General features: G+C 63.4%; 24 protein-coding genes. 13 read left to right on the forward strand and 11 right to left on the reverse strand.

What is annotated here, in order from left to right; translation table 11 throughout:
- Positions 1-51 precede the first annotated feature (51 nt).
- Positions 52-2166, reverse strand: coding sequence for a S9 family peptidase (locus tag LB547_RS13085; protein ID WP_140567669.1), 2115 nt, complete (start codon positions 2164-2166; stop codon positions 52-54).
- 116 nt (positions 2167-2282) lie between these two features.
- On the opposite strand from LB547_RS13085, the gene LB547_RS13090 reads away from it, so the two are divergent.
- On the forward strand, positions 2283-2651 hold the full coding sequence (locus tag LB547_RS13090; RefSeq protein WP_140520957.1) for an SH3 domain-containing protein: 369 nt from the start codon (positions 2283-2285) through the stop codon (positions 2649-2651).
- 429 nt (positions 2652-3080) lie between these two features.
- Positions 3081-3506 (forward strand): MucR family transcriptional regulator, encoded by a 426-nt coding sequence (locus LB547_RS13095; protein ID WP_095089970.1) that lies wholly within the window; start codon positions 3081-3083, stop codon positions 3504-3506.
- A gap of 184 nt (positions 3507-3690) precedes the next feature.
- On the opposite strand, the gene LB547_RS13100 is transcribed toward LB547_RS13095, so the two are convergent.
- From LB547_RS13100 to LB547_RS13110, 3 genes are all read right to left on the reverse strand, one after another.
- The gene (locus LB547_RS13100) at positions 3691-4119 is read right to left on the reverse strand and encodes a SufE family protein (RefSeq protein ID WP_140495047.1); all 429 of its coding nucleotides are present in this window, start codon (positions 4117-4119) and stop codon (positions 3691-3693) included.
- 98 nt (positions 4120-4217) lie between these two features.
- Entirely contained in the window at positions 4218-4568 is a 351-nt protein-coding gene (locus LB547_RS13105) for a DUF5330 domain-containing protein (protein ID WP_140517959.1), read from the reverse strand.
- Between the two features lie 95 nt (positions 4569-4663).
- Entirely contained in the window at positions 4664-4903 is a 240-nt protein-coding gene (locus tag LB547_RS13110; protein WP_140520734.1) for a hypothetical protein, read from the reverse strand.
- A gap of 198 nt (positions 4904-5101) precedes the next feature.
- Here LB547_RS13110 and LB547_RS13115 point away from each other — a divergent pair, with 198 nt between their 5' ends.
- From LB547_RS13115 to LB547_RS13125, 3 genes are all read left to right on the forward strand, one after another.
- On the forward strand, positions 5102-6847 hold the full coding sequence (locus LB547_RS13115) for a sensor histidine kinase (RefSeq protein ID WP_140555855.1): 1746 nt from the start codon (positions 5102-5104) through the stop codon (positions 6845-6847).
- Positions 6822-7586, forward strand: a complete 765-nt coding sequence (locus LB547_RS13120; RefSeq protein WP_140671999.1) for a peptidoglycan-binding protein — start codon at positions 6822-6824, stop codon at positions 7584-7586. Before LB547_RS13115 ends, LB547_RS13120 begins: the two co-directional genes overlap by 26 nt.
- A 71-nt stretch (positions 7587-7657) precedes the next feature.
- On the forward strand, positions 7658-8005 hold the full coding sequence (locus tag LB547_RS13125; RefSeq protein WP_140494737.1) for a DUF1491 family protein: 348 nt from the start codon (positions 7658-7660) through the stop codon (positions 8003-8005).
- On the opposite strand, the gene LB547_RS13130 is transcribed toward LB547_RS13125, so the two are convergent.
- The 6 genes from LB547_RS13130 to LB547_RS13155 form a co-directional block, all read right to left on the reverse strand.
- On the reverse strand, positions 7983-9014 hold the full coding sequence (locus LB547_RS13130; RefSeq protein WP_140672001.1) for a hypothetical protein: 1032 nt from the start codon (positions 9012-9014) through the stop codon (positions 7983-7985). The two genes, LB547_RS13125 and LB547_RS13130, sit on opposite strands and share 23 nt — an antisense overlap.
- Positions 9015-9464: 450 nt before the next feature.
- Complete coding sequence (locus LB547_RS13135; RefSeq protein WP_140672003.1) at positions 9465-10034, reverse strand: DUF1254 domain-containing protein; 570 nt, start codon at positions 10032-10034, stop codon at positions 9465-9467.
- A complete protein-coding gene (locus LB547_RS13140) occupies positions 10027-10611 on the reverse strand; it encodes a DUF1214 domain-containing protein (RefSeq protein ID WP_140517961.1) in 585 nt (194 codons plus the stop codon). The genes LB547_RS13135 and LB547_RS13140 overlap by 8 nt, the downstream gene beginning before the upstream one ends.
- Positions 10612-10744: 133 nt before the next feature.
- Positions 10745-12898: a transglycosylase domain-containing protein gene (locus LB547_RS13145; protein WP_140494725.1), complete on the reverse strand. Its 2154-nt coding sequence runs from the start codon at positions 12896-12898 to the stop codon at positions 10745-10747.
- A gap of 204 nt (positions 12899-13102) precedes the next feature.
- A complete protein-coding gene (locus tag LB547_RS13150) occupies positions 13103-14035 on the reverse strand; it encodes a dimethylarginine dimethylaminohydrolase family protein (protein ID WP_140494721.1) in 933 nt (310 codons plus the stop codon).
- Between the two features lie 28 nt (positions 14036-14063).
- Positions 14064-15653, reverse strand: a complete 1590-nt coding sequence (locus tag LB547_RS13155; protein WP_181167740.1) for an amidohydrolase — start codon at positions 15651-15653, stop codon at positions 14064-14066.
- A gap of 75 nt (positions 15654-15728) precedes the next feature.
- On the opposite strand from LB547_RS13155, the gene LB547_RS13160 reads away from it, so the two are divergent.
- From LB547_RS13160 to LB547_RS13180, 5 genes are all read left to right on the forward strand, one after another.
- Complete coding sequence (locus tag LB547_RS13160) at positions 15729-16625, forward strand: LysR substrate-binding domain-containing protein (RefSeq protein ID WP_140494716.1); 897 nt, start codon at positions 15729-15731, stop codon at positions 16623-16625.
- Between the two features lie 159 nt (positions 16626-16784).
- Positions 16785-17879: an ABC transporter ATP-binding protein gene (locus LB547_RS13165; protein WP_140494713.1), complete on the forward strand. Its 1095-nt coding sequence runs from the start codon at positions 16785-16787 to the stop codon at positions 17877-17879.
- A 69-nt stretch (positions 17880-17948) separates the two neighbouring features.
- Positions 17949-19061: an ABC transporter substrate-binding protein gene (locus tag LB547_RS13170; protein WP_140494711.1), complete on the forward strand. Its 1113-nt coding sequence runs from the start codon at positions 17949-17951 to the stop codon at positions 19059-19061.
- 16 nt (positions 19062-19077) lie between these two features.
- Positions 19078-19911: an ABC transporter permease gene (locus LB547_RS13175; protein ID WP_140517968.1), complete on the forward strand. Its 834-nt coding sequence runs from the start codon at positions 19078-19080 to the stop codon at positions 19909-19911.
- A gap of 3 nt (positions 19912-19914) precedes the next feature.
- Positions 19915-20721 (forward strand): ABC transporter permease, encoded by an 807-nt coding sequence (locus LB547_RS13180; RefSeq protein WP_140580854.1) that lies wholly within the window; start codon positions 19915-19917, stop codon positions 20719-20721.
- Positions 20722-20766: 45 nt separating this feature from the next.
- On the opposite strand, the gene LB547_RS13185 is transcribed toward LB547_RS13180, so the two are convergent.
- Positions 20767-21555 carry a 2-keto-4-pentenoate hydratase gene (locus tag LB547_RS13185; RefSeq protein ID WP_140520722.1) on the reverse strand — a complete coding sequence of 263 codons (789 nt, stop codon included), beginning with the start codon at positions 21553-21555 and terminating at the stop codon, positions 20767-20769.
- A 256-nt stretch (positions 21556-21811) separates the two neighbouring features.
- Between LB547_RS13185 and LB547_RS13190 the strand changes: the two genes are divergently transcribed.
- The 3 genes from LB547_RS13190 to LB547_RS13200 all read left to right on the forward strand — a co-directional run bounded on the left by LB547_RS13190 (position 21812) and on the right by LB547_RS13200 (position 23421).
- Positions 21812-22219, forward strand: coding sequence for a DUF3168 domain-containing protein (locus LB547_RS13190; RefSeq protein ID WP_140494704.1), 408 nt, complete (start codon positions 21812-21814; stop codon positions 22217-22219).
- A 173-nt stretch (positions 22220-22392) separates the two neighbouring features.
- Complete coding sequence (locus tag LB547_RS13195) at positions 22393-22683, forward strand: hypothetical protein (RefSeq protein ID WP_140494702.1); 291 nt, start codon at positions 22393-22395, stop codon at positions 22681-22683.
- A gap of 72 nt (positions 22684-22755) precedes the next feature.
- Entirely contained in the window at positions 22756-23421 is a 666-nt protein-coding gene (locus tag LB547_RS13200) for a response regulator transcription factor (protein ID WP_140494700.1), read from the forward strand.
- Positions 23422-23434: the final 13 nt, after the last annotated feature.

A 23434-nucleotide genomic window follows, 5' to 3' on the forward strand; every position in this document is an offset into this window, starting at 1 on the left:
GGCGTTCGTCGCCGATCAAGTCACGCCAGGGGCCGAAGGGCAATGACCGCTTCAGCCCTGCGGCCCTGTTGCCTTGCCTGTCACTCTCAAGGCGAATGAATATGTGTAGGCGATCTCCTCCAGCCGGGAAAACCGGCCGGACGCGCCGGCATGGCCCGATTCCATGTTGATCTTGAACAGGACCGGATTGTCGCCCGTCTTGCGCTCGCGCAGCCGCGCCACCCATTTGGCCGGTTCCCAATAGGTGACGCGCGGGTCAGTGAGACCGGCTAGCGCCAGGATCGGTGGATAGCCGAGCGCGGCGACATTGTCATAGGGCGAGTAGGCGGCGATCGTCCGGTAATCGTCCGCCGACGCGATCGGATTGCCCCATTCAGGCCACTCCGGCGGGGTCAGCGGCAGGCTGGCGTCGAGCATGGTGGTGAGCACGTCGACGAAAGGCACCTCGGCAACGATGCCGCCGAAACAGTCCGGCGCCATGTTGGCGACCGCGCCCATCAGCATGCCGCCGGCGGATCCACCTTGCGCGACGATGCGGTCATGCACAGTGTAGCGTTCGGCGACCAGATGGCGTGCACAGGCGATGAAATCGGTGAAAGTGTTCATCTTGTGCGCCCGCTTGCCGTCATCGTACCAGCCATAGCCCTTGTCCTTGCCGCCGCGGACGTGGGCGATTGCAAAGACAAAGCCGCGGTCGACCAGCGAGAACCAGTTGGTGTTGAAGGCCGCCGGCACCGTGATGCCATAGGAACCGTAGCCGTAAAGCAGGCAAGGCGCGGAGCCGTCCAGCGGGGTATCGCGGCGGTACAAGAGCGAGACCGGCACCAATTCGCCATCAGCCGCGGGCGCCATCAGCCGACGCGTGACATAGCGCTCCGGGTCGTGGCCGGACGGCACCTCCTGGGTCTTGAGCAACACGCGCTCGCGGGTGCGCATGTTGTAGTCGAAGACCTGCGCCGGCGTCGTCATCGATGAATAGGTGAAGCGCATGATCTCGGTGTCGTATTCCAGGGATCCCGACAGGCCGAGCGAAAACGCCTCCTCGTCGAAGGAGATCAGGTGTTCCTCGCCGGTTGCACGGTCGCGCACGACGATGCGCGGCAGGCCCTCCTTGCGCTCCAGCCTGACCATATGGTTCTTGAAGCCGATCACCGACAGGATCAGCCGGCCGGCCTCGTGCGGAACCAGTTCCTGCCAGTTGGCGCGGATCGGATCGCTCGCCGGCGCCGTCATGATCTTGAAGTCCTTGGCCCCATCGGCGTTGGTCAGGATGAAGAAAATGTCGCCGCCTTCCTCCATCTCGTATTGAAGACCGGTCTCGCGCGCCGCCACCAGCTTCGGCTCGCCAAACGGCTCGCCCGCGCTCAGCAGCCGGTATTCCGATGTCTCGTGGTCGTTGATGGCAACCATGATCCATTCATTGGAGCGCGTGCCGCCGACATTCATGAAGAAGCCGGGATCATTTTCCTCATAGATCAGCCGGTCGCTTGCCGGATCCTGCCCAAGCGCATGGAACAGCACCTTGGAGGGACGGTGGTTGGGGTCGAGCCGGGTGTAGAAAAACCCGTCATTGGCGGCGTTCCACACCCCCGAACCGCCGGTGTCTGGAACCGTGTCCGCGAGTTCCTTGCCGTCGGAGAGGTCGCGCACCCGAAGCGTATAGAATTCGGAGCCCTTGTCGTCGAACGCCCATAAAAGCTTGCCATGGTCGGCCGAATGATCGACGCCGCCAAGCCGGAAATAGGCCTTGCCTTCGGCCTCGGCATCGCCGTCGAGCAGGATATGCTGCGCGCCGCCGTCCCGCGGCATGCGGAAATAGCGCGGCTGCTCGCCGCCGAGTTTGAAGGAGGAGCCATACGCGTAGGGTCCGTCCTTCATCGGCACGGAAGAATCGTCCTCCTTGATGCGACCCTTCATCTCCTTGAACAGCCGCTTCCGCAAATCGGCCGTGTCGGCCATCAGTTTCGACTGGTAGGCGTTCTCGGCTTCGAGATGGGCGCGGATGCCCGCATCGAGCAATGCGGGGTCCCTGAACATCTCCTGCCAATTGTCGGCCCGCAGCCAGGAATAGTCGTCCGTTCGCGTGATACCGTGATGCGTGTCGAAAACCGGCCGCTTCTCGGGCGTTGGCGGGGTGACATCCGGGAATGCAGAAGTTTTGGTCATTGCGTCTCGCTTTGGAAATGTCCTGAATGGCCAATGAACACGCCGATCAGCGCGGGTTCAAGAGCCGGGTCTTATTGCTGCGCCGGGCTCCAGAAAGCGGGCCGGGAGGAGAAATAATGTATATCTATGCTCGCACCGTCGCGGCTCTCGCCGTCGTTTCCGCAACTATGGCCATCGCCGGCCAATCTCATGCGACCGTATTCGCCGCTTGGCAAGTGGCCAACGTGCCGTTCGGCGACACGCTCAACGTGCGCAAATATCCCTCGGGCACGTCCCAGAAACAGGCCGCATATCCGAACGGCACCGTTTTGCAGATGACCGGACGATGCACTGGCGGGACGAACCTGCTCGACATCGCCAATCAGCCGGCATGGAAGCAGCAGCAGGCGGTTCGCTATCGCTGGTGCGAAGTCTGGCATGATCCGGCGAAGAACGGCGGTTTTGTCACCGGGTGGGCCTATGGCAAATACATCGCCCCGTATTGAGTGATCCGAGCTGGTCGGCTGCACGACGCGTGAGGGCCGGCAATGGCCGAGGTGGGGCAACCTATGGTTTTGTGAAAGGGGGTGAGCAACCAAGATTGCCGGCGCGATCGCCAAGCAAAGCGAAGCACTCGGAGATGCTTTGTGAGTTAGCGCGAATGTAACGGTTAGCTAACGCTGCGTCACCGGTCGCTGGTTTCGCCTGGGAAATATCGAAAAATTACATCGTGCACGAAAGATTGAAGCTGATCCGAAAATATTTGATCAACATCGTTCAATATAGTGCAAGGATCGAATTGACTTACTTGCTAGGTAGGTTCATTGATGCCCCCGCGACACGAATCGCAGAAGCTCTGTCTGCACAAAATTCGTGCAATGCCTTGCCTGTAAAAAAGGGCGCACTAAACTAACTCTCGTTGGGGCCTGAAGACCATGGATATTGTCGAAACACCTTCCAGAAACAGCGACGCGCTGATCGAGCTGACCGCCGACGTGGTGGCCGCCTATGTCAGCAACAATCCCGTGCCGGTCGGCGAACTGCCGAACCTCATCTCCGATGTCCATGCTGCTCTCGGGCGTGTGGGCGGAACCGCCGAACAGCCGCCCGCCGACAAGCAGAAGCCGGCAGTGAACCCGAAGCGCTCGGTTCATGACGACTACATCGTTTGCCTTGAAGACGGCAAAAAGTTCAAGTCGCTCAAGCGTCACCTGATGACTCATTATGATCTGACGCCGGATCAGTATCGCGAAAAGTGGAACCTCGACCCGAGCTACCCGATGGTTGCCCCGAACTACGCGGCCGCCCGCTCCCAGCTCGCCAAGAAGATGGGGCTCGGCCGCAAGCGCAAGGCCCGCTAAGCATTTGCTGCCAGGTGAGTACACTTGGTATCGCAGAATGCGGCTCAAACGATAGATAGAGCCGGACGGAAGGTTCAACGATCGACATCGGCGCCTTCGGGCGCCGTTTTACTTTGCCGGCCGGGCCGGACAGCGCTGGTACCAGTGCGCGGTATGATGCGATCGGCTGATCGCGGAGGCGATATCAGGCCGTCTGCTCGAGTGCGGCCTCTGCGTCGCGCCTGATGCGCTTGACCATCGAACGAAGGCCGTTGGCGCGCTGCGGCGACAGGTGCTCGTCCAGGCCGAGCGCCTTCAGCGTCGCTTCCGCATCGATTTTCTGGATCTCGCTGGCGGTCTTGCCGGAGAACAGCGCCAGCATGATCGCCACCAGCCCGCGTACGATATGGGCGTCCGAATCGCCCCTGAAGGTGATGACCGGATCGCCGCCCGGTCCCCGTTCGGTGGTCAGCCAGACCTGGCTGACGCAGCCCGGCACCTTGTTGGCGGCGGTGCGTTCCTCATCCGGGAATGGCGGCAGCGCCTCGCCGAGTTCGATGACATAACGATAGCGGTCCTCCCATTCGTCAAGGAATGAGAAGTCGTCGCGGATCGTCTGGATCGTGGTCGTCATGACAGGGATATAGTCATCCACCGTCGCCGCGTCACGGAAAAACAAAAACACCGCGGGCGTCGAGAGGCAGACTGCCCGCGGTGCGCCGTCGAAACGGCTTAATTCTTTACCGGCAGGTTGACTGTCTCGGGCAAGACGACTTCTTCGGGAACGCTGCCGGTCATTGTGGAGATGTCGGGGCCTGCGGACTTGTCGTCCAGCATGGCGGCCGCGATCTTGGCTGTCTCCTTGGCCCTTGCGGTGATGGTGTGCATTGCCGACTTGCCGGTCTCACAGACATCGGGCTTGCGTTCGCAAATACCGGCGATGTCGCCGACCGCGTCGCGGGCTGCGAACAGGGCCTGGATCGGTCCTACGCTTTCCTGGCCCGGCTCGCCGGGACCGACGCCCAGCGGCAGTGCCAGCAGCACCAGCGAAAACCAGAAAGCCATTCTCATCAGGAAGAACATGCTCGCCTCTTGTCGTGACCGGATCATGCAGCCATGAGCATGACCTCTTTTGTGGGCGGGATATTGGCACACAGGCGCAAAGGACGGCTTGCGGGTTAGCCGAGAATTTTCTTCAAATTTGAGGCAAATTCGAAACGAAGCGTTTTGCTGTCGATTTGTCTCAGATTGGAACCATTTTTCTTATCATCCATCAGCCATATATTCCTTTGTTTCTGTTGCGTTTTCCACAAAATCAGGCGGTCGGTGCGCTGCGGCTGGCCACGCTGCGGGCGGCCCCTGCGGATAACCCTCCGTTTACTATGGTGGCATTTGCCCGCCTTTTCGGGCGCTCCCATCCCGATATTCGCCGTGGGCCGGGCCTTGGGTCGGCCCTGCCTTATCCATTCTTTAAAGGCTGGGTGCGAGTTTCAGAGTCAATCAAAACGATCTGCAAAAGCAGAGCTGTTCACGACGAGTGCGGGTGCGTTGAGTTGATGCCGATCAAGGCCAGATACGTTGAATTGCCTGGGGCAATGGCCGCCGGTTGTGAACGTATGGTCCATCCCTCCATTCTTGGGCTGGACGACCGCGAGCGTCAGCGTCGCTTTATCGGCGCCATGCTGGCCGCTCCGTTCTTTGCCGCCGGTGCCGCCGTCACGCTCGTCACGTCAGGCATGGGCGCAGCCGTCACCGTGGCCGCCATCTTCGCGGCCTTTGGTCTTTGCTGGTTCATCGCCTTGCTGGTGGCCGCGACCGGCAGGATGGATCTGGCCGGCCGGGCCGCGCTGGCGATCGCGGGACTTGCGCTCGCCGGTCTTGTTGCCGCTGCCGGCGGGCTGAGCTCTCCGGTCGCGATGCTTTTCGTGGCGCTGCCGTTCGAAGCCTGGTGGATCGGCGCCTCGCGCCGCGCGGCGCTGTGGGGAGCCGTCTGCGCCGTCGTCGCCATTCTGTTGCAGCCTGTGACGGCAACCGTCCTCCCGCATGCCGCGGTGCCGATCGCCGCGTGGCACTGGCTGCTGCCATTGGCCTGGGCGCTGACGCTGGTGCCGCGTATATCGGCGGTTCGCAACACGGCGGCTGCGGCCGACGTAGGGGACACCGGCGATCGTCTGGAAGACATGATCGACGCGGTGGTCCTGCGCGTCGCCCGCCATGGCGAGGTTATCGATGCCTCGGCAAAGGCGCGTACGCTGTTGAAACTGCCCCCGCAACTGCTTTGCGGAACCGGGCTTTTCGATCGCGTGCATCTCTCGGATCGCGTCTCCTATCTCAGTGCCTTGGCCGACATGCGAGACGGGGCGCTGTCGCGGAGGCTGGAGTTGCGCGTCAGGCTGCCGCAGGACGGCAATGGACAGAATGGCAATGGCCCGGCAGACAACTATCGGCCGTTTTCGCTCGAACTGATGCGTGCTCAGGAGCAGGGCGACGTTTTCACGCTTGTGCTGCGCGAGAACGACGAGGTCGCCCGGTTGCGCGAAGACCTCGGCGCCGCCAATGACGCGGCCGCCGCCGCCGAAGTGGCGAAAGGGCGCTTCCTGGCGGTGGTGAGCCACGAACTGCGCACGCCGCTCAATGCCATCATCGGATTCTCCGACATGCTGCTGCACGAGATGTTCGGCGCCTTCAAGGATCCACGGCAGAAGGAATATGTCGGTCTGGTGCGCGATTCCGGCCAGCATCTGCTTGCCGTCGTAACCTCCATTCTCGACGTGTCGCGGATCGAATCGGGCGTCTATGCGACCGAACCGGAGCCATTCCGCTTCATGGAAGCCGTCGACATGTGTCAGCAGATGATGCGGCTCCAGGCGCAGGCCAAGAACATCGATCTCAAGGCGCAGATCGCGCCGGACGCCGGCGAAATCAACGCCGACCGGCGCGCCGTGCAGCAGATCCTCATCAATCTCGTCTCGAATGCGATCAAGTTCACGCCCGATGGCGGCGATGTCGTCGTCGGCGCCAAGCGGATCGGTTCGCGCCTGCATTTCTGGGTGCGGGACACCGGCATCGGCATCGCCGAGGAAGATTTCGCCAATCTCGGCAAGCCGTTCATGCAGATCCAGAACGACTATACCCGTCGTTTCGAGGGGACCGGCCTTGGCCTGTCGCTGGTCAAGGGACTGGTGGCGCTGCACGAAGGCACCATGTCGATCGAAAGCATGCCGGGCGAGGGCACCACGGTCACCATCAGCCTGCCGGTGAACGGGCCGAAAGGGCGGCCGGCGGACAAGGCCGGGGTGCTGACGATGCCGCTGGCCAGGGCGAAAGGGGACGGAAATGGCGCGCTCCGCAAAACAGCCTAAGGCGGCCAAGCGCCGCAGCAACGCCTTTCAGGACGGAGCCGTCGCCATCGGCGGCATGATTTCGCGCAATCCCGTCCTGGTGGGAGGGTCGACGGCATTCCTGGTGACGCTGTTCTACGTTTCGGCGAATGCGCTGTGGTACCAGCCTTTTCCGCATGCCGGCGCCTTCTTCGCGACCCGCAGCATGCAGGGCGTTCCGCACGCGGCCGCTGATGAGCCGGAGACCACCTTCAACATCGTGCGGCCAGGTACCGCGCCGGCGCCGGTCAAGGGCGATCCGGTGGTGGAGCAGGTGCAGGGCATATTGAAGGATCTCGATTTCTACGCCGGCACGGTCGACGGCATTTCCGGACCCAACACGCGCAAGGCGATCCAGGCCTATCAGCAGAAGGTTGGGCTCAACACGTCCGGCGAGATCGACGCGCTGCTGCTCGATCAGCTGGGCGCGACCCCGAAAACCCCCGCCGTGCCGAAACCGCAACCGCGTCCCGAAGTGTCGCAGGCGGTTCCAGTGTCGCTGCAGACCGATACGGCTTCCCAAGCGCCGGATCCTCGCATTGTCAAGATACAGGCCGGGCTCAAGGCCTTCGGCAATGACGACATGCAGCTCGACGGCGTCGTCGGCGCCCGTACCAAGGCGGCCATCAAGGAATTCCAGTCGCTGTTCGGCCTGCCGCAGACCGGCGAGCCCGACGAACTGGTCTATGTCAAGATGCGCGAGATCGGCCTGACCAACTGACGGCGCAAACAACGGCTCGCCCAGCGGTGTAAATACCGATAGATAGCCCGCATGCTGTCCGGACTTTTCTCATGCGCGTGACCACGGATCTGTGGGTATCGGCCCTGTTGCGTCGGGTTTTCGGCGCGGGCGGATTTGCCGCCGTGGTCAAGCGCGGCGCGACCGAAGCCGGCGCCGTGTTCGTTCTGACGCGGAGCCGGCTTGGTGAAATCGCTCTCTATGGGCCGGCGCCACAGACGAGCTACGATTCGGCCAAGCCCGACGACCGTTTCTTTAGCCTTCTCGCCACCGCCGCCGATGCTTCGGTGCTGGACGCCAGGCTGGAACGCGAGAAGAAATTCGATCCCGACATCTGGGTGGTTGAGATCGAGGCCGGCGCTGTTCCTGTCGAGGAGCTTATTTCCGTGAAGATGTCCTGAGGCCAGGGAAGGCCGCTGCATCGTCACTGTTCGACGCCTCGCGGCTGGCGCTGTTGGTGGGGGCGGCGTCGCGAACCACATCGGACAGGGTCACGGCCTTCCATTCCCGCACCTTGTCCAGCGCCGCGTCGCGGTGCAGGAGCCGGTAGCGATCGAGGAAGGTGCGGATCGCCTGCGGATGCGGAAACTCGCGGGAGTAGACGGCAACCGTGATCAGGAATGCCCGGTCCTCGCTGAGGTCGAGCGAGCGCAGCGCCGCCAGCAGCGGCATGTAATTCTGGTTCGCCGTCAGCAACCTGGCCGTCGAGAAATCGATATCGAGCGCATCGGCGAGCGCGGTCTGGAAGAAGGCGGCGTTTCCGGTCAGCGCCGTCTCGCGCAATTTGGCATAGGTGTCGGCTCCGGTGAACGGATCGACCTGCGCCGCCTGCGCCTCCTCGCCGGTCCGCATCATGGAGCGCAGTCTGCGCCGCGCATTTTCGGCACCAACGCCCGGCGTCTGCTGCTTCGCCACGCTGTCGGCGGCCGGCGCCTTCGAGGGAGCGGTTTGTGCCGGAGAGGCTTCCGCTTCCGGATCGCGCACCCGCACCAGCGTCGGCCTTTCCAGTGCCCTGATCAGATCGGCGATAGTCGGATTAAGGTTCTTGCGGCGCGCGATCGCGCGCGCATGCGGCAGTCCGTGCCGGCCGATCAGCGCAATGAGGTCGATGTCACTGACTGCGCGCGAGCGGATGAGCAAGGGGGCGGCGATGCCCACCGGCTCCTCGCACAGGCGCCGCACCAGCCCGGCCGGAGCATATTCGCATTCAGAGAGGGCCGCCGCCACGTAGCGGCGCGATTCGGCGGACACGTTGTCGAACAGCGGCAGCGTCAGATCTTCGAGCTGGCCAATTTCACGGCGGGATGGCCGGGTGAGCGAGCAGAACGCAGACACCGCTGCGCGGAACAGCCTTTCGGCCTTTCCTGATTCCGTCCTTGCCGCGATTTGCCTGAAGTCCGAAGATGACACGAGGGATACGCCCGATACTCTATACACGCTTGACCATGCTCGGAACCATGTCGGTTTCGCGATTGCCAAAAACAAAGATCAAGTTAGCTGGGATCCGTTAGCGCTCCGTTAACCCTCTGCCGGCCTTAATGATATTTGGAGGCGTTGCGTTGTGCTCCGGGGCAACCGAGAGGAATACGCGAACCATGGGCATGGTACTGTCTTTCGTGCCGAGAACGGCACCGACCAATCGAGCAAAGCAAACCACCGAAATACCGGCGGCGGTGATCATCTTTCCCGGTATCCGCTATGAGCGGTCCGCCGCGGGGGAAGCGCGGCCTGCCGGCCCTGACAAGCCGGGATCGCCACGCACGCCAGTGCCGCACCACTGAACGTTCTTGAGGCCGAGGCGGGAATCATCCCTGCGGCACCGCCCTTGATTGTTGTGATGCTGACTGTCCGGGCCGCGGTCTAAAAGTCCTGCAGCTCGCACGAACTCTGCTCCAGAAAGCGCGACACGATCGACTTCCAGCTGTCGTCCGGCACGAAGCTGCGGATGACGAATATGCCCTCGTCGATCGGCGCTTCGACGAAGATCGCTCCCTGAAGCTCCTCGGGAAGGTCCCTGCGTATGTCGATCATCTGCGCCGGCGTCAGCACCACGGCATCCAGCTTGCCCCCGGTCGCCGTGTGGTCGTTGAATGAATAGATGTTGTGGCCGTTGCGGTCATAGACAGACACCGACCAGAAGGGCACATTGCCCGGCGCCCTGATCCTCACCATTCCCTCATCGAGGTCGAACCGGCAAGCCGTCGCATAAAACAGCGGGTCGACCGATTTCACCACCGGCGCGCCGCCCGCCTCGGCATCGAGCCGGGTCATCCGGTAGAGATCCGACGCCATCGACAGCCGTGACCAGGCATCGCGTTCCGAGAATTCAGGCACCAGAAGCAGCACGACGATATGCACGATGCCGGCGCCGACGAGGCCGAGCAGGACGGCATGTAGAAGTCTGCGCGTCGCGGCATAGACACTACGCATCGCAGCTGACCTTGGTGATCTTGGGCAGCGACACATCCGACAGGCCGGTGCTGCTGGCGATCGGCGTGTCGTAGAATGTCAAAACGAAATACATCCTGCCGGAACCGTCGGTCAGCAGCCAATTGCCGGGCATCGGGTGATGGCCGACGGAAATGAGCACCGAATTGTCGGATTGGCGCAGCACGCCATAGGATTGAAGCGCGGCAACCCGCGATTTGCCGGTCTCGACCACGCTGAGCGATTGGTCGGCGGCATAGAGGGTCCAGAATCGGGCGGTCGGAAATCCGCCTTCGATCGTGTAGGTACATTCGCGCCTGAGTTCTCCGCCAGCTGCGTCGTCCTCGGCGACAAAGGACAGCCCTTCGGCGCGGCCGAGCGCGAGCACGCCCTCGCGCGCCACGCGGGCCTTGGAATAGGGGTCGGCTGCGGGTGTGCCGATATCGGGAAAGGCGGTCCACTGGCCGATCCTGATCGCCCCGACGCCGTCCTGCATTTTCAGCGCATACCAGACGCTGGCGCCGCCGCCGCCGATGGCTATGGCAAGCGAAAGCAGCGTCAGGAAGGCGTTCTTGAGCATGAAAGGCCGGGCGCATGAAGAATTGCCGCTCGGGGATATCGCGGCGCGGGGTCGTGTGGCAAGCCGCAGGACGCGGATTCGCAAGGTGTGGCTTTTCCATCTTCCCGAAGGCAGAAGGGAAGAGGCGCCGCGATTACAGCGCCGACAGCGTTTCGGGCGGAGCCGATGCACCGAGCCTGCGCGCCGTTTCGAACAGGTGGGTCATGTCCCTGAGCGTCTGTGTCGTCCGGCTGGACAGCACCGGCGGCCGTTCGGCGGCGGCATCGGCCGCTGCCTGTTCCTCGCTCTTCTTCTGCGCTTCCGCGGCCTTGGCCGCGATCTCCTCGTCGACGAAGGGCTTGTCGATGCCGGGGATAGGCTTGAGGTCGATGTTCTGATGCGCATAGACCATGAGCCGCTGCCACACCATCGCCGGCAGCGAGCCGCCTGTCATGTTCTTGGTCGGCGTGAAATCGTCGTTGCCCAGCCAGACGGCCGCCGTGTAGTTGCCGGTGAAGCCGACGAACCAGGCATCGCGGTAGGATTGCGTCGTGCCGGTCTTGCCGGCGACGACGATGTTGGGGATCTGCGCGCGCCTGGCGGTACCCATCGCCGGTACCGCGACAAGCATGGTGTTCATCGATTTCAGCGCCTGCTCGGACAGCACGCGATGCGGCGGCGGCGCATCCTTGGCGAAATCGTAGACCACCTCGCCGGTGCGGGTGACGAGCTGCGTGATGCCATGCCTGGAGCCGACGAAGCCGTTCTGCGCGAACACGCTGTAGCCCGTCGCCTGGTCCATCACGGTCATGCCCGAGGTGCCGAGCACCATGGTCTTGTGCGCTTCGAGCGGCGATTCCACGCCGAATGATTCCGCCATCGCCTTGATCGGCCCGATGCCGAGATAGTCCTTGGCAAGCCGCACGGGCACCGTGTTGATCGACTTGGCCATGGCCACGATCAGCGGGACCTTGCCCGCCGACTCGCCACCGTAATTGTGCGGCGACCAGTTGCCCCAGCTGATCGGCCCGCCTGATACGATCGAATTCGGCGTAAAGCCGTGCTCCATAGCCGTTGCGTAGACATAGGGCTTGAAGGAGGAACCGGTCTGGCGCAGCGCCTTGGTGGCGCGGTTGAACTGGCTGGCGCCATAGTCGCGGCCGCCGACGATCGCGCGCACCGCGCCGTTGGTCTCGATGACCACCACGGCCCCTTCGGTGACGTTGTACTCCTTTCCGAACTGGCGCAGGTGGAACTCCACCGACTCTTCCGCCGCCTTCTGGATGTTGGCGTCGAAGGTGGTGTGCGCCACCAGCGAGTGCTGGCCGGGCTTGGCGATCTTCTTGACCTCGTCGAAGGCCCAGTCGAGGAAATAATCGGGGCTCTTCTGTTCGCCGCGGTCGACGACATCGGCCGGATGCAGTCTTGCCTGCAGCACCTGGCCCTCGGTCATGAAGCCGGAATCGACGAGATTGGACAGCACCACATTGGCGCGCGCGCGCGCCGCCGGCAGGTTGATGTGCGGCGCGTATTTGGTCGGCGCCTTGAACAGGCCTGCAAGCATCGCCGCCTCGGCGAGATTGAGGTCCTTGACGCTCTTGCCGAAATAGAAGTCCGCCGCCGCCTCGATGCCGAACGTGCCGCCGCCCATATAGGCGCGGTCGAGATAGAGCTGCAAGATTTCCTTCTTCGACAGATTGGCTTCGAGCCACAGCGACAGGAAGGCTTCCTTGATCTTGCGCTCGAAGGTGCGCTCATTGGTCAGGAACAGGTTCTTGGCCAGCTGCTGCGTGATGCTGGAGCCGCCCTGGACGACCGAGTTTGCCCGCACATTTTCGAAGATTGCGCGCGACAGGCCGAGAACGTCGATGCCGTAATGGTCGAAGAAGCGCCGGTCCTCGGTGGCAAGCACCGCCTTGATGACGTGGTCCGGCATTTCGTCGACCGGCACGGAATCGCGCTGGATGATGCCGCGCTGGCCGATCTCGTCGCCATAACGGTCGAGGAAGGTAACGGCGAAGTCGCCCTGGGCGCGCCAGTCGCCGGCCGTGTCCTGGAAGGCGGGAATAGCCAGCGCCAGCATGACGACGATGCCGCCGGCGCCAAGCGTGAAACCTTCGCTCAAAAGCTCGACGATGCCACGGCGCCAGCCGTTGACGCGGAAACGCCGGGAGAAAATCGTCGCGCCCTCCCAGAACTGGCGCGCCTTGAACCCGATCTCGTAGAGAGAAGAATCGATCCATGCGTCGAGCGCCAGCAGCCGGGCGGCGATCGCACCTCTTCTCTTGCGTGGTTCAGGACTGACCATTCAAAAACCCGGACGGCTATGGCGCGGCCTGAAAACCAAGCGGGCAGTTTCAGGGCGACGCCGCCCTGACTATTCATCCATTTGCGGACGCCCACAAGGGTGGCGAGGACACACCTGCAGGGTTTGTTGATGGGGGCGGTACAAACCGCCATTCACCCGCCTGACGCTGATCAGGCGGGCGAAGATGGGGTTGCCGTTCCGGGCTCAGGCCGCCTCGCGCTTCAACGCCTGCGCCATGCAGTGGATGCCGCCGCCGGTCTTGGAGATCTCGCTCATGTCGACGGCCGCCACTTCGAAGCCGCGCGCCTTGAGTTGACCGATCAGCGACTGGCTGGATGTCGGCGCGATCACCCTGTCCTTGCCCAGCGACATGAAGTTGCAGCCGAGCGCCATCGTGTCCTGGAACGGCACGTCGATGATCTCGTGCCCTTTGCCCCTCAGCCAGTCGACGATCCCCGGCTCGGTGCAGGCGAGGCAGACGGCGGTGAGCTTTTCCGCGATCGGCACCACCATCAGGTCGATATGGACATAGTACTCGTCGATGAAGGCGATTCGTGTTTCCCAACCCTCTTTTTCGAACCAGGCCTGCACCTGCCGGGCGCCTTCTTCCTGCGTGCGGGCGCCGCCGCAGCCGATCAGCACCACGCCATCCTCGATGACGTTGAAATCGCCGCCCTCGAAGGTGCCTGCGGTGACCATGTCGTAGATCGGGATGCCGAGTTTTTCATAGGTGCGGATGGCGGCGTAATTCTCGCCGCGCCGCCACCAATTGGCCATGGCGGTGATGATGGCGCCGTACGGCGTCATTACGCTGGAATCGCGGGAGTAGACCTGCATCGGCAGCTCCGGCGTCGGCTCGTGCCAGTGGATGTTGACGCCGAAATGCTCGTAGGCCGCGACCAGATCCTTGTGTTGTGCCTGCGCGATCTGGATGTTGCAGGGCGCCTCGCGCAGGTGCTTGCGCGACAGGGAGCTGGTCGAGAGATGGCGCAGGAAATTGGGCGAGCCGAGCAGCACGTCGGTCAAGACGTCGGTCTCGTTGGCGAAACCCCATGATGTCAGCGGCTTGGTGCCGCCGGCCGGGTTGCGGCGCTGCAGCGAAAACGGCTCGGCGATGATGCGGTCATGAACGGTCATGCGGTTCTCCTCGTATGGGCGTTTGCGGTCATTGCTTGCTTGGTATCCACCAGTCGCGGCCGCGCGGCGTGGTGACATATTCCGGCCAGCGGAAGTTGATGGGCGGATCGTAGTCGCAGAGCGGGGCGATCCAGGTCGAACCGCCAATGCCGCCGCCGGTTCGGGTGACGAACTCGTCCATCGCCATGTCGCGCGCGGCCTTGTCTTCCAGCAGGCGAAGGGCGGATAGCGCGACGGTCTTCGCCGCGCAGATGACCATCGGGTCGATGGTCGCCGGGATGCCACCCAGCGCGTTCATCGCCCAAGCTGGAAAAACATGACCGTTTGCCGAACGCAGGGCAGGGCGGGCGACATAGAAACGCGCCGTCGGCGCGTGCCAGCTCATATCGGTGTAGTCGTCCGAGGTCGAGTTCACCTGCGACGGCGGCAGGTCGCGGCGCAGGATCGCCTCTGCCTCCTGTGGTGCAATCAGCCGCTCCAGCTCGTCGATGAAGGGGTTTTCGCTCGCCACCCCACCGGCATTGACCTGGATCTCGCGGGCGATCTTCTTCGCCGCCTCGTCCCAGCGGGGCGGGCCGACGCTCGCCAACGCCTCATAGGCGATCCCGGCCATGGCATGATTGGCCAGCCCCGGCCGCGACTTCGAAACCCAGTGCCGTTCGTAGCGGCAGCCGCTGATCGCGGCGGCGGCCGAGGCGTTTCGGTCGAGCACGGCGGTGACCTGCTCGGCCATGGCGATGGTCGGAACACGGATCATGTACTGGATCTCGGCAAGGCCTGCCGGCAGATTGTCGGCGGTGGCCTGGCCCGCCGTCAGGATCGCCTCGCTGATCGACCAGCCGCCCTGGTGCGGCAGCATGGAATCGCGCAGCGCCTTGGAGGCTATGTACATCGTCATCAGCGCGTCGTTGGCGCCGGGCGCGCGAACCGCCGAATGTGCCTGCGGGATCGGGGCGCCGTCGCCGGCGGCGCGTGCCCAATTCTCGGGCTCATCGCAGATGAAGCGATAGATCATCGCGTAGGCAGCGCCGCAATGGGTGTCCCAGCGCGCAGTGTTGCAGAGCGGCAGCATGTAGAAGGGATGGAAGGAGATCATGCCGGCAAGGCCGTCATAATAGCCTTTGGCTGCATGGATCGGTTTCGAGCCGCGCACCTTCTCCGCCGGCTCGCCGGTGAAGCGCAGCGTGCCTGCAATGCCGTGGCGCTGCATGGCGGCCTTTGTGGCGAGCAGACCGCCCAGGCTGGCCATGCCCAGGCCCGAGTGCGGATCGGTATGGCCGCCGGCTTCGGAGCCGAGCCCTGGGCGGGGCCGCTTCACCGTGGCAGCGTTCTGGCAGTTGCCGGGCACGGCGTCATATTCGGCATACATGCCGATGGTCGGACCGTCTCCATTGGTCCAGTGGGCGCAGAAGGCCGTCGGCATGCCCGCGGAGCCTTCCTCGACCGCAAACCCCTCGCGCTTCAGCCGATCGACATACCAATCTGCCGACTGGTACTCGCGCCAGGCGGTCTCGCCGAAGTCGAAGATGGTGCGCGTCCAGGCCGACAGCAGCGGCTGGATGCCGTCGAGGCAGGCAAGAGCGGTTTCTTGCGCCGATGTCGTCACCGGTTTTTCCATGCGCCAAAGAAAGCAGTGAAGCGGCTTGCCAAAAAGTGATATGTTTTCCCGGTTCGTGCAAATTCGGTTCACCTCTTGAGAATTCCATCGACGCAGGCGCTGCGCGCCCTCGACAGTTTCGCCCGTCATGGCAGCGTCTGGCGCGCCGCCGACGAATTGCACCTCACCCGCAGTGCGGTCAGCCATCAATTGCGCTTGCTCGAACGCGACCTCGGCTTCGATCTGCTGGAGCGCATCGGCAAGGGCGTGGCGCTGACGCCGCGCGGCCAGCGCTATGCCGCGGACGTGCGCAAGGCGCTGACCGTGCTCGGCGACGCGGTGGCGCAAAACGCCGGCACCGGGGTCGGCGGCTCCTTCGCAGTCTCATGCACACCAGGCTTCGCCTCGCTGTTCTTGTGCACCCATATCGGCGAGTTCCGGCAGATGTATCCGGACGTGGCGCTGAGCATACTGACGCCCCGGCGGCTCGACGACGTCAGCAATCCGGACGCCGACGCCTTCATTGCCTTTGGCGTCGGCAACTGGCCGAACCGCGTGGTGGAACTGCTGTGCGATATCTCGTTCACGCCGCTCTGCAGCCCGACGCTACTCAACAAAGTGGGCGGCTTTTCCAAGCCCGCCGACGTCCTGCGCGCCAACCTGCTGCATCTTGGCGATACGGAGGACTGGGCGCGCTGGCTGGCGCTGGCCAAGGTCGAGAACCCCGACACCGAGGGCGGCATCTTCTTTTCCGACATGAACCTCGTTTTCTCGGCGGCGATTGCCGGCCAGGGCATCGCCATGGGGGACGAGCTGACCAGCCGCCGGGCGCTGAGTGAGGGCCGGCTGGTCAAGCCGTTCGAGACCTCGATCCCGTCGCCGCGTTCCTATTTCCTGGTTTCCGAGCACGCCAAGGCGGGTCACCCTGTGCTGGAGGCGTTTGGGGGATGGTTGAGGTCGAAGCTATCGGAGAACAGGTTGCGGACATATTGAGATCAACTGATCTCCCCCAGGAGAGGTGAATTTCGCGGCTCCAGCGTCGCCGGCATTCGCCATAGATGAATCAAATTTGCCGATCAGGCGAAAACTATTCGGTTGCGGTGAGCCTTCGCGCTGCCTACGATTTCCCCCAGCCACCAAGGAAGAGGCAGGATGCAGCAACCCGGCCGGGCCGCAGAGATCAAGGCGAACGGGATCGGCAAGAGCTTCGGCTCGTTCCGTGCGCTGGACAATCTGACGCTCAATATCGGCCGCGGCGAGTTTTTGACGCTGCTCGGCCCCTCCGGCTCCGGCAAGACCACCTTCCTGATGATCCTGGCCGGCTTCCTGCAGCCCAGCGAGGGCCGCCTGTTCAGCGACGGCGTCGACATTACCGACCGGCCGGCCGAGCAGCGCGCCGCCGGCATGGTGTTCCAGGGCTATGCGCTCTTCCCGCATATGAGCGTCGAGCAAAACATCGCCTTTCCCCTCAAGGTGCGCAAGAAATCTGCCGCCGAGATCAAGCGTAGCGTCGGCGAGATGATAGAGCGCGTCGGTCTGCTCGGCCACGAGAAGAAGCTGCCGGCGCAGCTTTCCGGCGGCCAGCAACAACGCGTGGCGCTGGCCCGCGCGCTGGTGTTCGAGCCGGGCGTGCTTTTGCTCGACGAGCCGTTCTCGGCGCTCGACAAGAGCCTGCGCGGCCAGATGCAGGCCGAGATGAAGCGCCTGCACCAGGAGACCGGCACCACCTTCGTCTTCGTCACCCACGACCAGAGCGAGGCGCTGGCGCTGTCCTCGCGTGTCGCCATCTTCAACCATGGCAAATTGTTGCAGGTCGGAGCGCCTGACGAGGTCTATGACCGGCCCGCCAACCGCTTCGTCGCCGAGTTCCTGGGCGAGATCAATATGCTGCCGCTGAAGGGCGTGCGCGTCGCCGACCATGGCGCGACCGCGCTCTGCGAAGACCGGGCAATCAAGCTGCGCGGCAACGCCGAAGCAGTGGATGGCAATGCCATCCTGGCGATCCGGCCAGAACATATGTCGATAGCGCGCGAGGCGGCGGCAGGCGAGAACGGCATAGCTGCCACCGCGATCGGATCGACCTATCTGGGCGCGGCGACCAAACTCGACCTTACGACACGCCAAGGTGCGAAGGTGACCGTCTCTGTGCCGAACGAGGTCGCGGCCGCGGCACTCAGCAAAGGCAATTCCGTCTGGCTGACCTGGCCGGCGGAAAAGGGTTTCCTCCTTCCGGACGGAGGGCAATGAGCACCGGCGCGGCCTGAATTCGCCGCACCGGATTCCGGATTCGATCAACGAAAACAAAGGGGAACTAACATGAACGATACCAAGAAACAGGCCATCGAAACGCTCTCCGAAAGGACAAGGCGCGGTGAGATCTCGCGCCGGCAATTCACGCAACTTGCAGGCCTCGTGCTTGCCGGCACGCCGCTGCTGCTGCGCTCGACCAAGTCCTTCGCCGCCGCGAAGGAACTGGTGCTGGTCAACTGGGGCGGCGACGCCATCACGGCTTACGACGCCGCCTATGGCCAGGCTTTCACCAAGGACACCGGCATCACCGTCAAGATGGATGGCTCCGGCCCGACCGAAGGGGCCATCGCGGCACAATTTAAAAGCGGTGCGCCGACCTGGGATCTTGTCGACGTCGACCCGTTCTCGGCCATCACGCTTGGCGCGCAAGGCATGCTCGAGCCGATCGACTACACAATAGTCGACAAGAAGAAGATGCGGCCGGGTTTCGGCTGGGATTACGCCGCCTCGACCTATTTCTTCTCCTATGTGATCGCCTACGATTCGCAGAAATACGGCAGCAATGCCCCGACCGGCATGGCCGATTTCTTCGACGTGAAGAAATTCCCCGGCAAGCGCTCCCTCTACAAATGGGGCGTGTCGAGCTGGGAGGCGGCTCTTCTCGCCGACGGCATCGCGCCGGCGTCGCTCTATCCGCTCGACCTCAAGCGCGCGCATGACAAGATCGCCGCGTTCAAGGAGAACGTCGTCGCCTATTGGGGCGGCGGCGCGGAAAGCCAGAGCGTGTTGCTCAACGGCGAAGCCTCGATGGCGATCGTCTGGTCGACGCGAGCCTCGCTGATCGAGCAGGATTCGGGCGGTCAGATCAAGTTCATCTGGGACCAGGGCCTGATTTCGCCCGGCGCACTGGCCGTGTTGAAGAACAACCCCGGCGGCAAGGACGCGGCGATGAAGTTCATCGCCAGCGCGCAGGACCCTGCAAAGCAGCTTGTCATGTTCGACAAGCTCGGTCAGGGCCCGGCCAACCCGGCTGCCGACGCTCTGGTTCCCGCCGACAAGAAGCGCATCAACCCGGTCGATCCCGAGAACATGAAGAAGCAGATCCCGCTCGACATGGACTGGTACGCCAAGAATTACGGGGCGGCGCTGGACGAATATACCAAGATCATCTCCGCCTGACCGGCGCTGGGCTGACATGAGAGGCGTTCTCTCGGATAGGATGGGCGCGGCGCTGCTGATGGCGCCGCTGCTCCTGTTCCTTGGCCTCGCCTATGCCTGGCCGTTCCTCGGCGTGGTGAAGTGGAGCTTCACACTGCCGACGCCGGGGCTTGGCCAGTACGGCGCGCTGATAACCGACCCGCTGGTACAGTCGGTGTTCGTCCGCACGCTGCGCATCGCGGCGATCGTCACCGTTGTGTCGGTTGCCGCTGCCTACGCCATCACCGTGGTCTGGGTGCGCGGCAGCCCGGCGCAGCGGGTGCTGGCCGAATTCTGCATCCTGGTGCCGTTCTGGATATCGGTGCTGACGCGCGCCTTCGGCTGGGTGGCGCTTCTCTCCAACCGCGGCCTGATCAACACCTGGCTGCAGTCGATCGGCTTCATTGGCGAACCGCTGACGCTGGTGCGCAACGAATTCGGCGTCATCGTCGGCATGACGCACTTCCTCATTCCTTTCGCCGTCTTTCCGCTGGCGTCTTCCATGCGCAGCCTCGACGAGCGTGTGCTGCTCGCCGCGCGCGGGCTGGGTTCCAGCCGCATGCGCACCTTCTGGACGGTGTTCGTGCCGATGACGCGCTCCGGCATCATCGGCTCCGCGCTGATCGTCTTCGTCTTCTCGCTCGGCTTCTTCGTTACGCCGGCGATCCTTGGCGGTGGCCGCAGCGTCATGATCGCCGAATTGATCTATCTCCGCATCTTCCAGAGCCCGGACTGGGGGCTGGGTGCTGCCATCAGCGTGGTGCTGGTGTTGTTCGTCGGCATCCTGATGGCGCTGCTCTTCCGCTACGTCAGACCGAAGCAATTGGTGTAGCCTATGCCGACCTATCGCCCCGGTCCCGTCTCGCTTGCCCTCGCCGTCATGGTGGCGCTGTTCCTGCTCCTGCCGCTGCTGGCCGTGATCCCGGTCTCGCTGACGCCCAGCCGGATGCTGGCGATGCCGACGGGCGAGTTGTCGCTGCGCCACTACCGCTCGCTGGTCGAGGATCCGCGCTGGCTTCAGTCCATCCTGCTCTCGATCAGGATCGGCATCGTCAGCAGTGTTATCTCGACGGTGCTGGCACTGTGCTTCAGCCTTGGCGTGTGGATGTTCCAGCCGCGCTTCACCGCGGCTCTGGTCGGCTTCGTGCTGTTGCCGATGGTGGTGCCGCCGGTGGTCTCGGCGGTGACGCTCTATTTCCTGCTCACCTCGATCTCCGGCGTCAGTTCCTTTTTCGGCTACGACACCTGGCTGGGTGTGGCCATGGCGCATTCGGTGATGACGGTGCCCTTCGCCACGGTGCTGATCCTGGTCTCCCTCAGCCAGCTTGACCGCCGTATCGACCTCGCAGCGCGTGGCCTTGGCGCCAGCGTCTGGGAGCGCGCCACGCGCATCATCATGCCCAACATCAAATTCGGCATCGTCACCGCGGCACTGCTGTCCTTCGTGCTCTCCTGGGAGGAAATCGGCGTCACGCTGTTCATCACCTCGGTCAACGCCATCACGCTGCCCAGGTTGATGTGGATGGGTCTGCGCGACAATATCGACCCGGCGATCGCGGCCCTTTCAGTGATCCTGATCGTCATCACCGTGCTGGTGCTTGCAGTGCGCAGCGTTGTGGTGCGGCTGCGTGGAGGACAATGACCGGGGGCCTGTCTGCCTCAGGGGATTGTCACAGGGGTAAAACTGCTAGCAGAAGCGCACCGAGACCCGGCCGAACCTGCCCAAATCGCCGATGACTTCGTCGCCGGCCTCGACATTTATCGGCGTCACGCAGGTGCCGGTTATCACCACTTGCCCCGGCTGGAGCGTTATACCCAGCCCCGACAATTCGTTGACGATCCAGGTCAGCGCAACACGCGGATCGCCCAACACGGCTGCTCCTGATCCGATATGCTGCGACCTTCCAGAGACAGAAGCGGCCACCGGGTGCTTCGCGAAATCTACGTCACGCCAATCGTCTTCCGCCGCCTCGCCGATGACGAACAGATTGGCGCAGGCATTGTCGGCGATGAGCTGCGGCGCGCCGACAGCGCAGAAATCGTCATAGCGGGAGTCCGGTATTTCGATCGCCGGATGCAAACTCGCCACGGCGTCCACTACATCACCGATTTCATAAGGCGCCGGGCGAGGCGGCAACTGACGGCCGAACCGGAACGCGAATTCGATCTCGGCGACACGCATCTTGCTTGTCGCCAGGGAAACGGAGCCTCCAACCTCGACCGCCTTCTCGGCGAGGAGGCGCCCGGCCATCGGGCCGTCGACGTTGATATGCCGCTGGCCGGCCAGGCTGGTTGCCGCGATCTTCCAGCCGAAGAGCGGAGCCACTGAGCGATCCATGACGTGCGACTGGATGGCGTAGCCTTCGGCCCGCGTCTTCGGCCGCAATTCCTCGGGTATAGCGTCGAGGCGGGTGCCCTTGTCCCAATGGCCTACCAGGAGGCGCGACGCGGCCCTGGCCTTTTCTGGATCGAGCATGATCAGCTCCTGAAATTAGGAAATGCGGCGCTGCCGGGCGTTGCTGATGCTTGCGGTTCGCAAAGGGTACCCGCTATTCATCGTCGCTGACGAGATTGTCGGGAAGTCGTATTTTCGAGATCATCGACATTCATCATCGTGACAACGAATCGGCAATCGTGTTCGTTCGGTAAATGGCTTTATATGGCAAAGCGTCTGGAGTGCGGAAGAGCTTCTGGCGAGCAGGGTCGATAGCGCACCGGGTGAGGGAGAAACGATGACGGCGCCCGGCGATTTGCAACAGGCACTGTTTCTGAGGCTAAAAAGCGATCCGTCCCTGTCGGCTCTGCTGGGCGGCGCCGGACTGCGCGAACAACCAACCGACAACGTCGCCTTTCCCTATGTCACATGCGGCCAGACTTGCGCCTTTGACTGGGACACTGGCGCCGAGAACCGCGACGATCAACTTATTACGCTGCATGTCTGGTCGAAGGCCCATGGCGAAGCCGAAACGCGGGCTATCATGGATGCCATCGAGGCGCGCCTTGCCGACGCGGTGCTGGAGGTCGGTGCTCGCGGCCAGACACGCCTGTCGCTCGAATTCAGCGAGGCGCGGTATGACGAGGAACTGCTTGTCCATCACGGCCTGCTGCGTTTTCGGGCGCTGACCCAGGAAAACGCCTGACGCGCGCTTTCAATATGAACGAAACGGAGTCTAGACTGGAACTTCATGGGTTTCATCGGGTTGGGCGGTGAAATCTCAATTTGTTTGTCTCGCATTGCAGGGGTGGCGAGCATGGTTTCAGCGGCGATCACCGTTCATTTCACGTTCAGCGCCGATGCGTTACAACGCTGGCCATGAGAACGCTTCGCTCCCATTTCCGAACCGCGACCCTGGCGCTCTGCGCCGGGCTGCTTGCGGTGCCGGCAAGCGTTGCGCCGGCAGCCGCGCAGGATGAATCGATTGTCGTGGCGGCGGCCGACTGCTACGCGATCGGCCAGCAGGTGGCCGAGCAGAATGGCGGGACGCTTGCCAAGGCCTCGCAGTCGACGCGAGGCGGGCAGCCGGTCTGCGTCATCGTCGTGCTCGTTCCGGGCAAGAACGGGCAGCGTCCGCGCCGCTCCGAGATCGTCGTCCCGCAGAACTGACCCCCGTCGTTTCCCAGGCCGGCGGAATCGGCCTATAGCTGAAGCAATCGGTCAACAGGCAGTGGTCTTCGCATGCGCGTACTGGTCGTCGAGGATGACAAGGATCTCAACCGGCAGATATCGGATGCGCTGGTCGACGCCGGCTATGTCGTCGACCGGGCATATGACGGCGAGGAGGGCCATTTTCTCGGTGACACCGAGCCCTACGACGCGGTCGTGCTCGACATCGGCCTGCCGCAGATGGACGGCATCAGCGTGGTCGAGCGCTGGCGGCGCGGCGGCCGCAAGATGCCGGTGCTGATCCTGACCGCCCGCGACCGCTGGAGCGACAAGGTCTCCGGCATCGACGCCGGCGCGGACGACTATGTCACCAAGCCGTTCCACATCGAGGAGGTCCTGGCGCGGGTCAGGGCGCTGATCCGCCGCGCCGCCGGCCACGCCTCATCCGAACTGACCTGCGGGCCGCTACGCCTCGACACCAAGGCCTCGAAGGCCGATGTCGCCGGCGTGCCGTTGAAGCTGACATCGCATGAGTTCCGCCTGCTTGCCTACCTGATGCATCACATGGGCGAGGTCGTCTCGCGGACCGAACTGGTAGAGCATCTCTACGACCAGGATTTCGACCGCGATTCCAACACGATCGAGGTGTTTGTCGGACGGCTCCGTAAGAAAATGGGCATCGACATGATCGAAACCGTGCGCGGCATGGGTTATCGCATGCGTGAGCCGGAGGCGTAAGGCGGAACCGCTC

It is taken from the genome of Mesorhizobium sp. B264B1B, assembly GCF_020165765.1.
Lineage (GTDB): Bacteria > Pseudomonadota > Alphaproteobacteria > Rhizobiales > Rhizobiaceae > Mesorhizobium.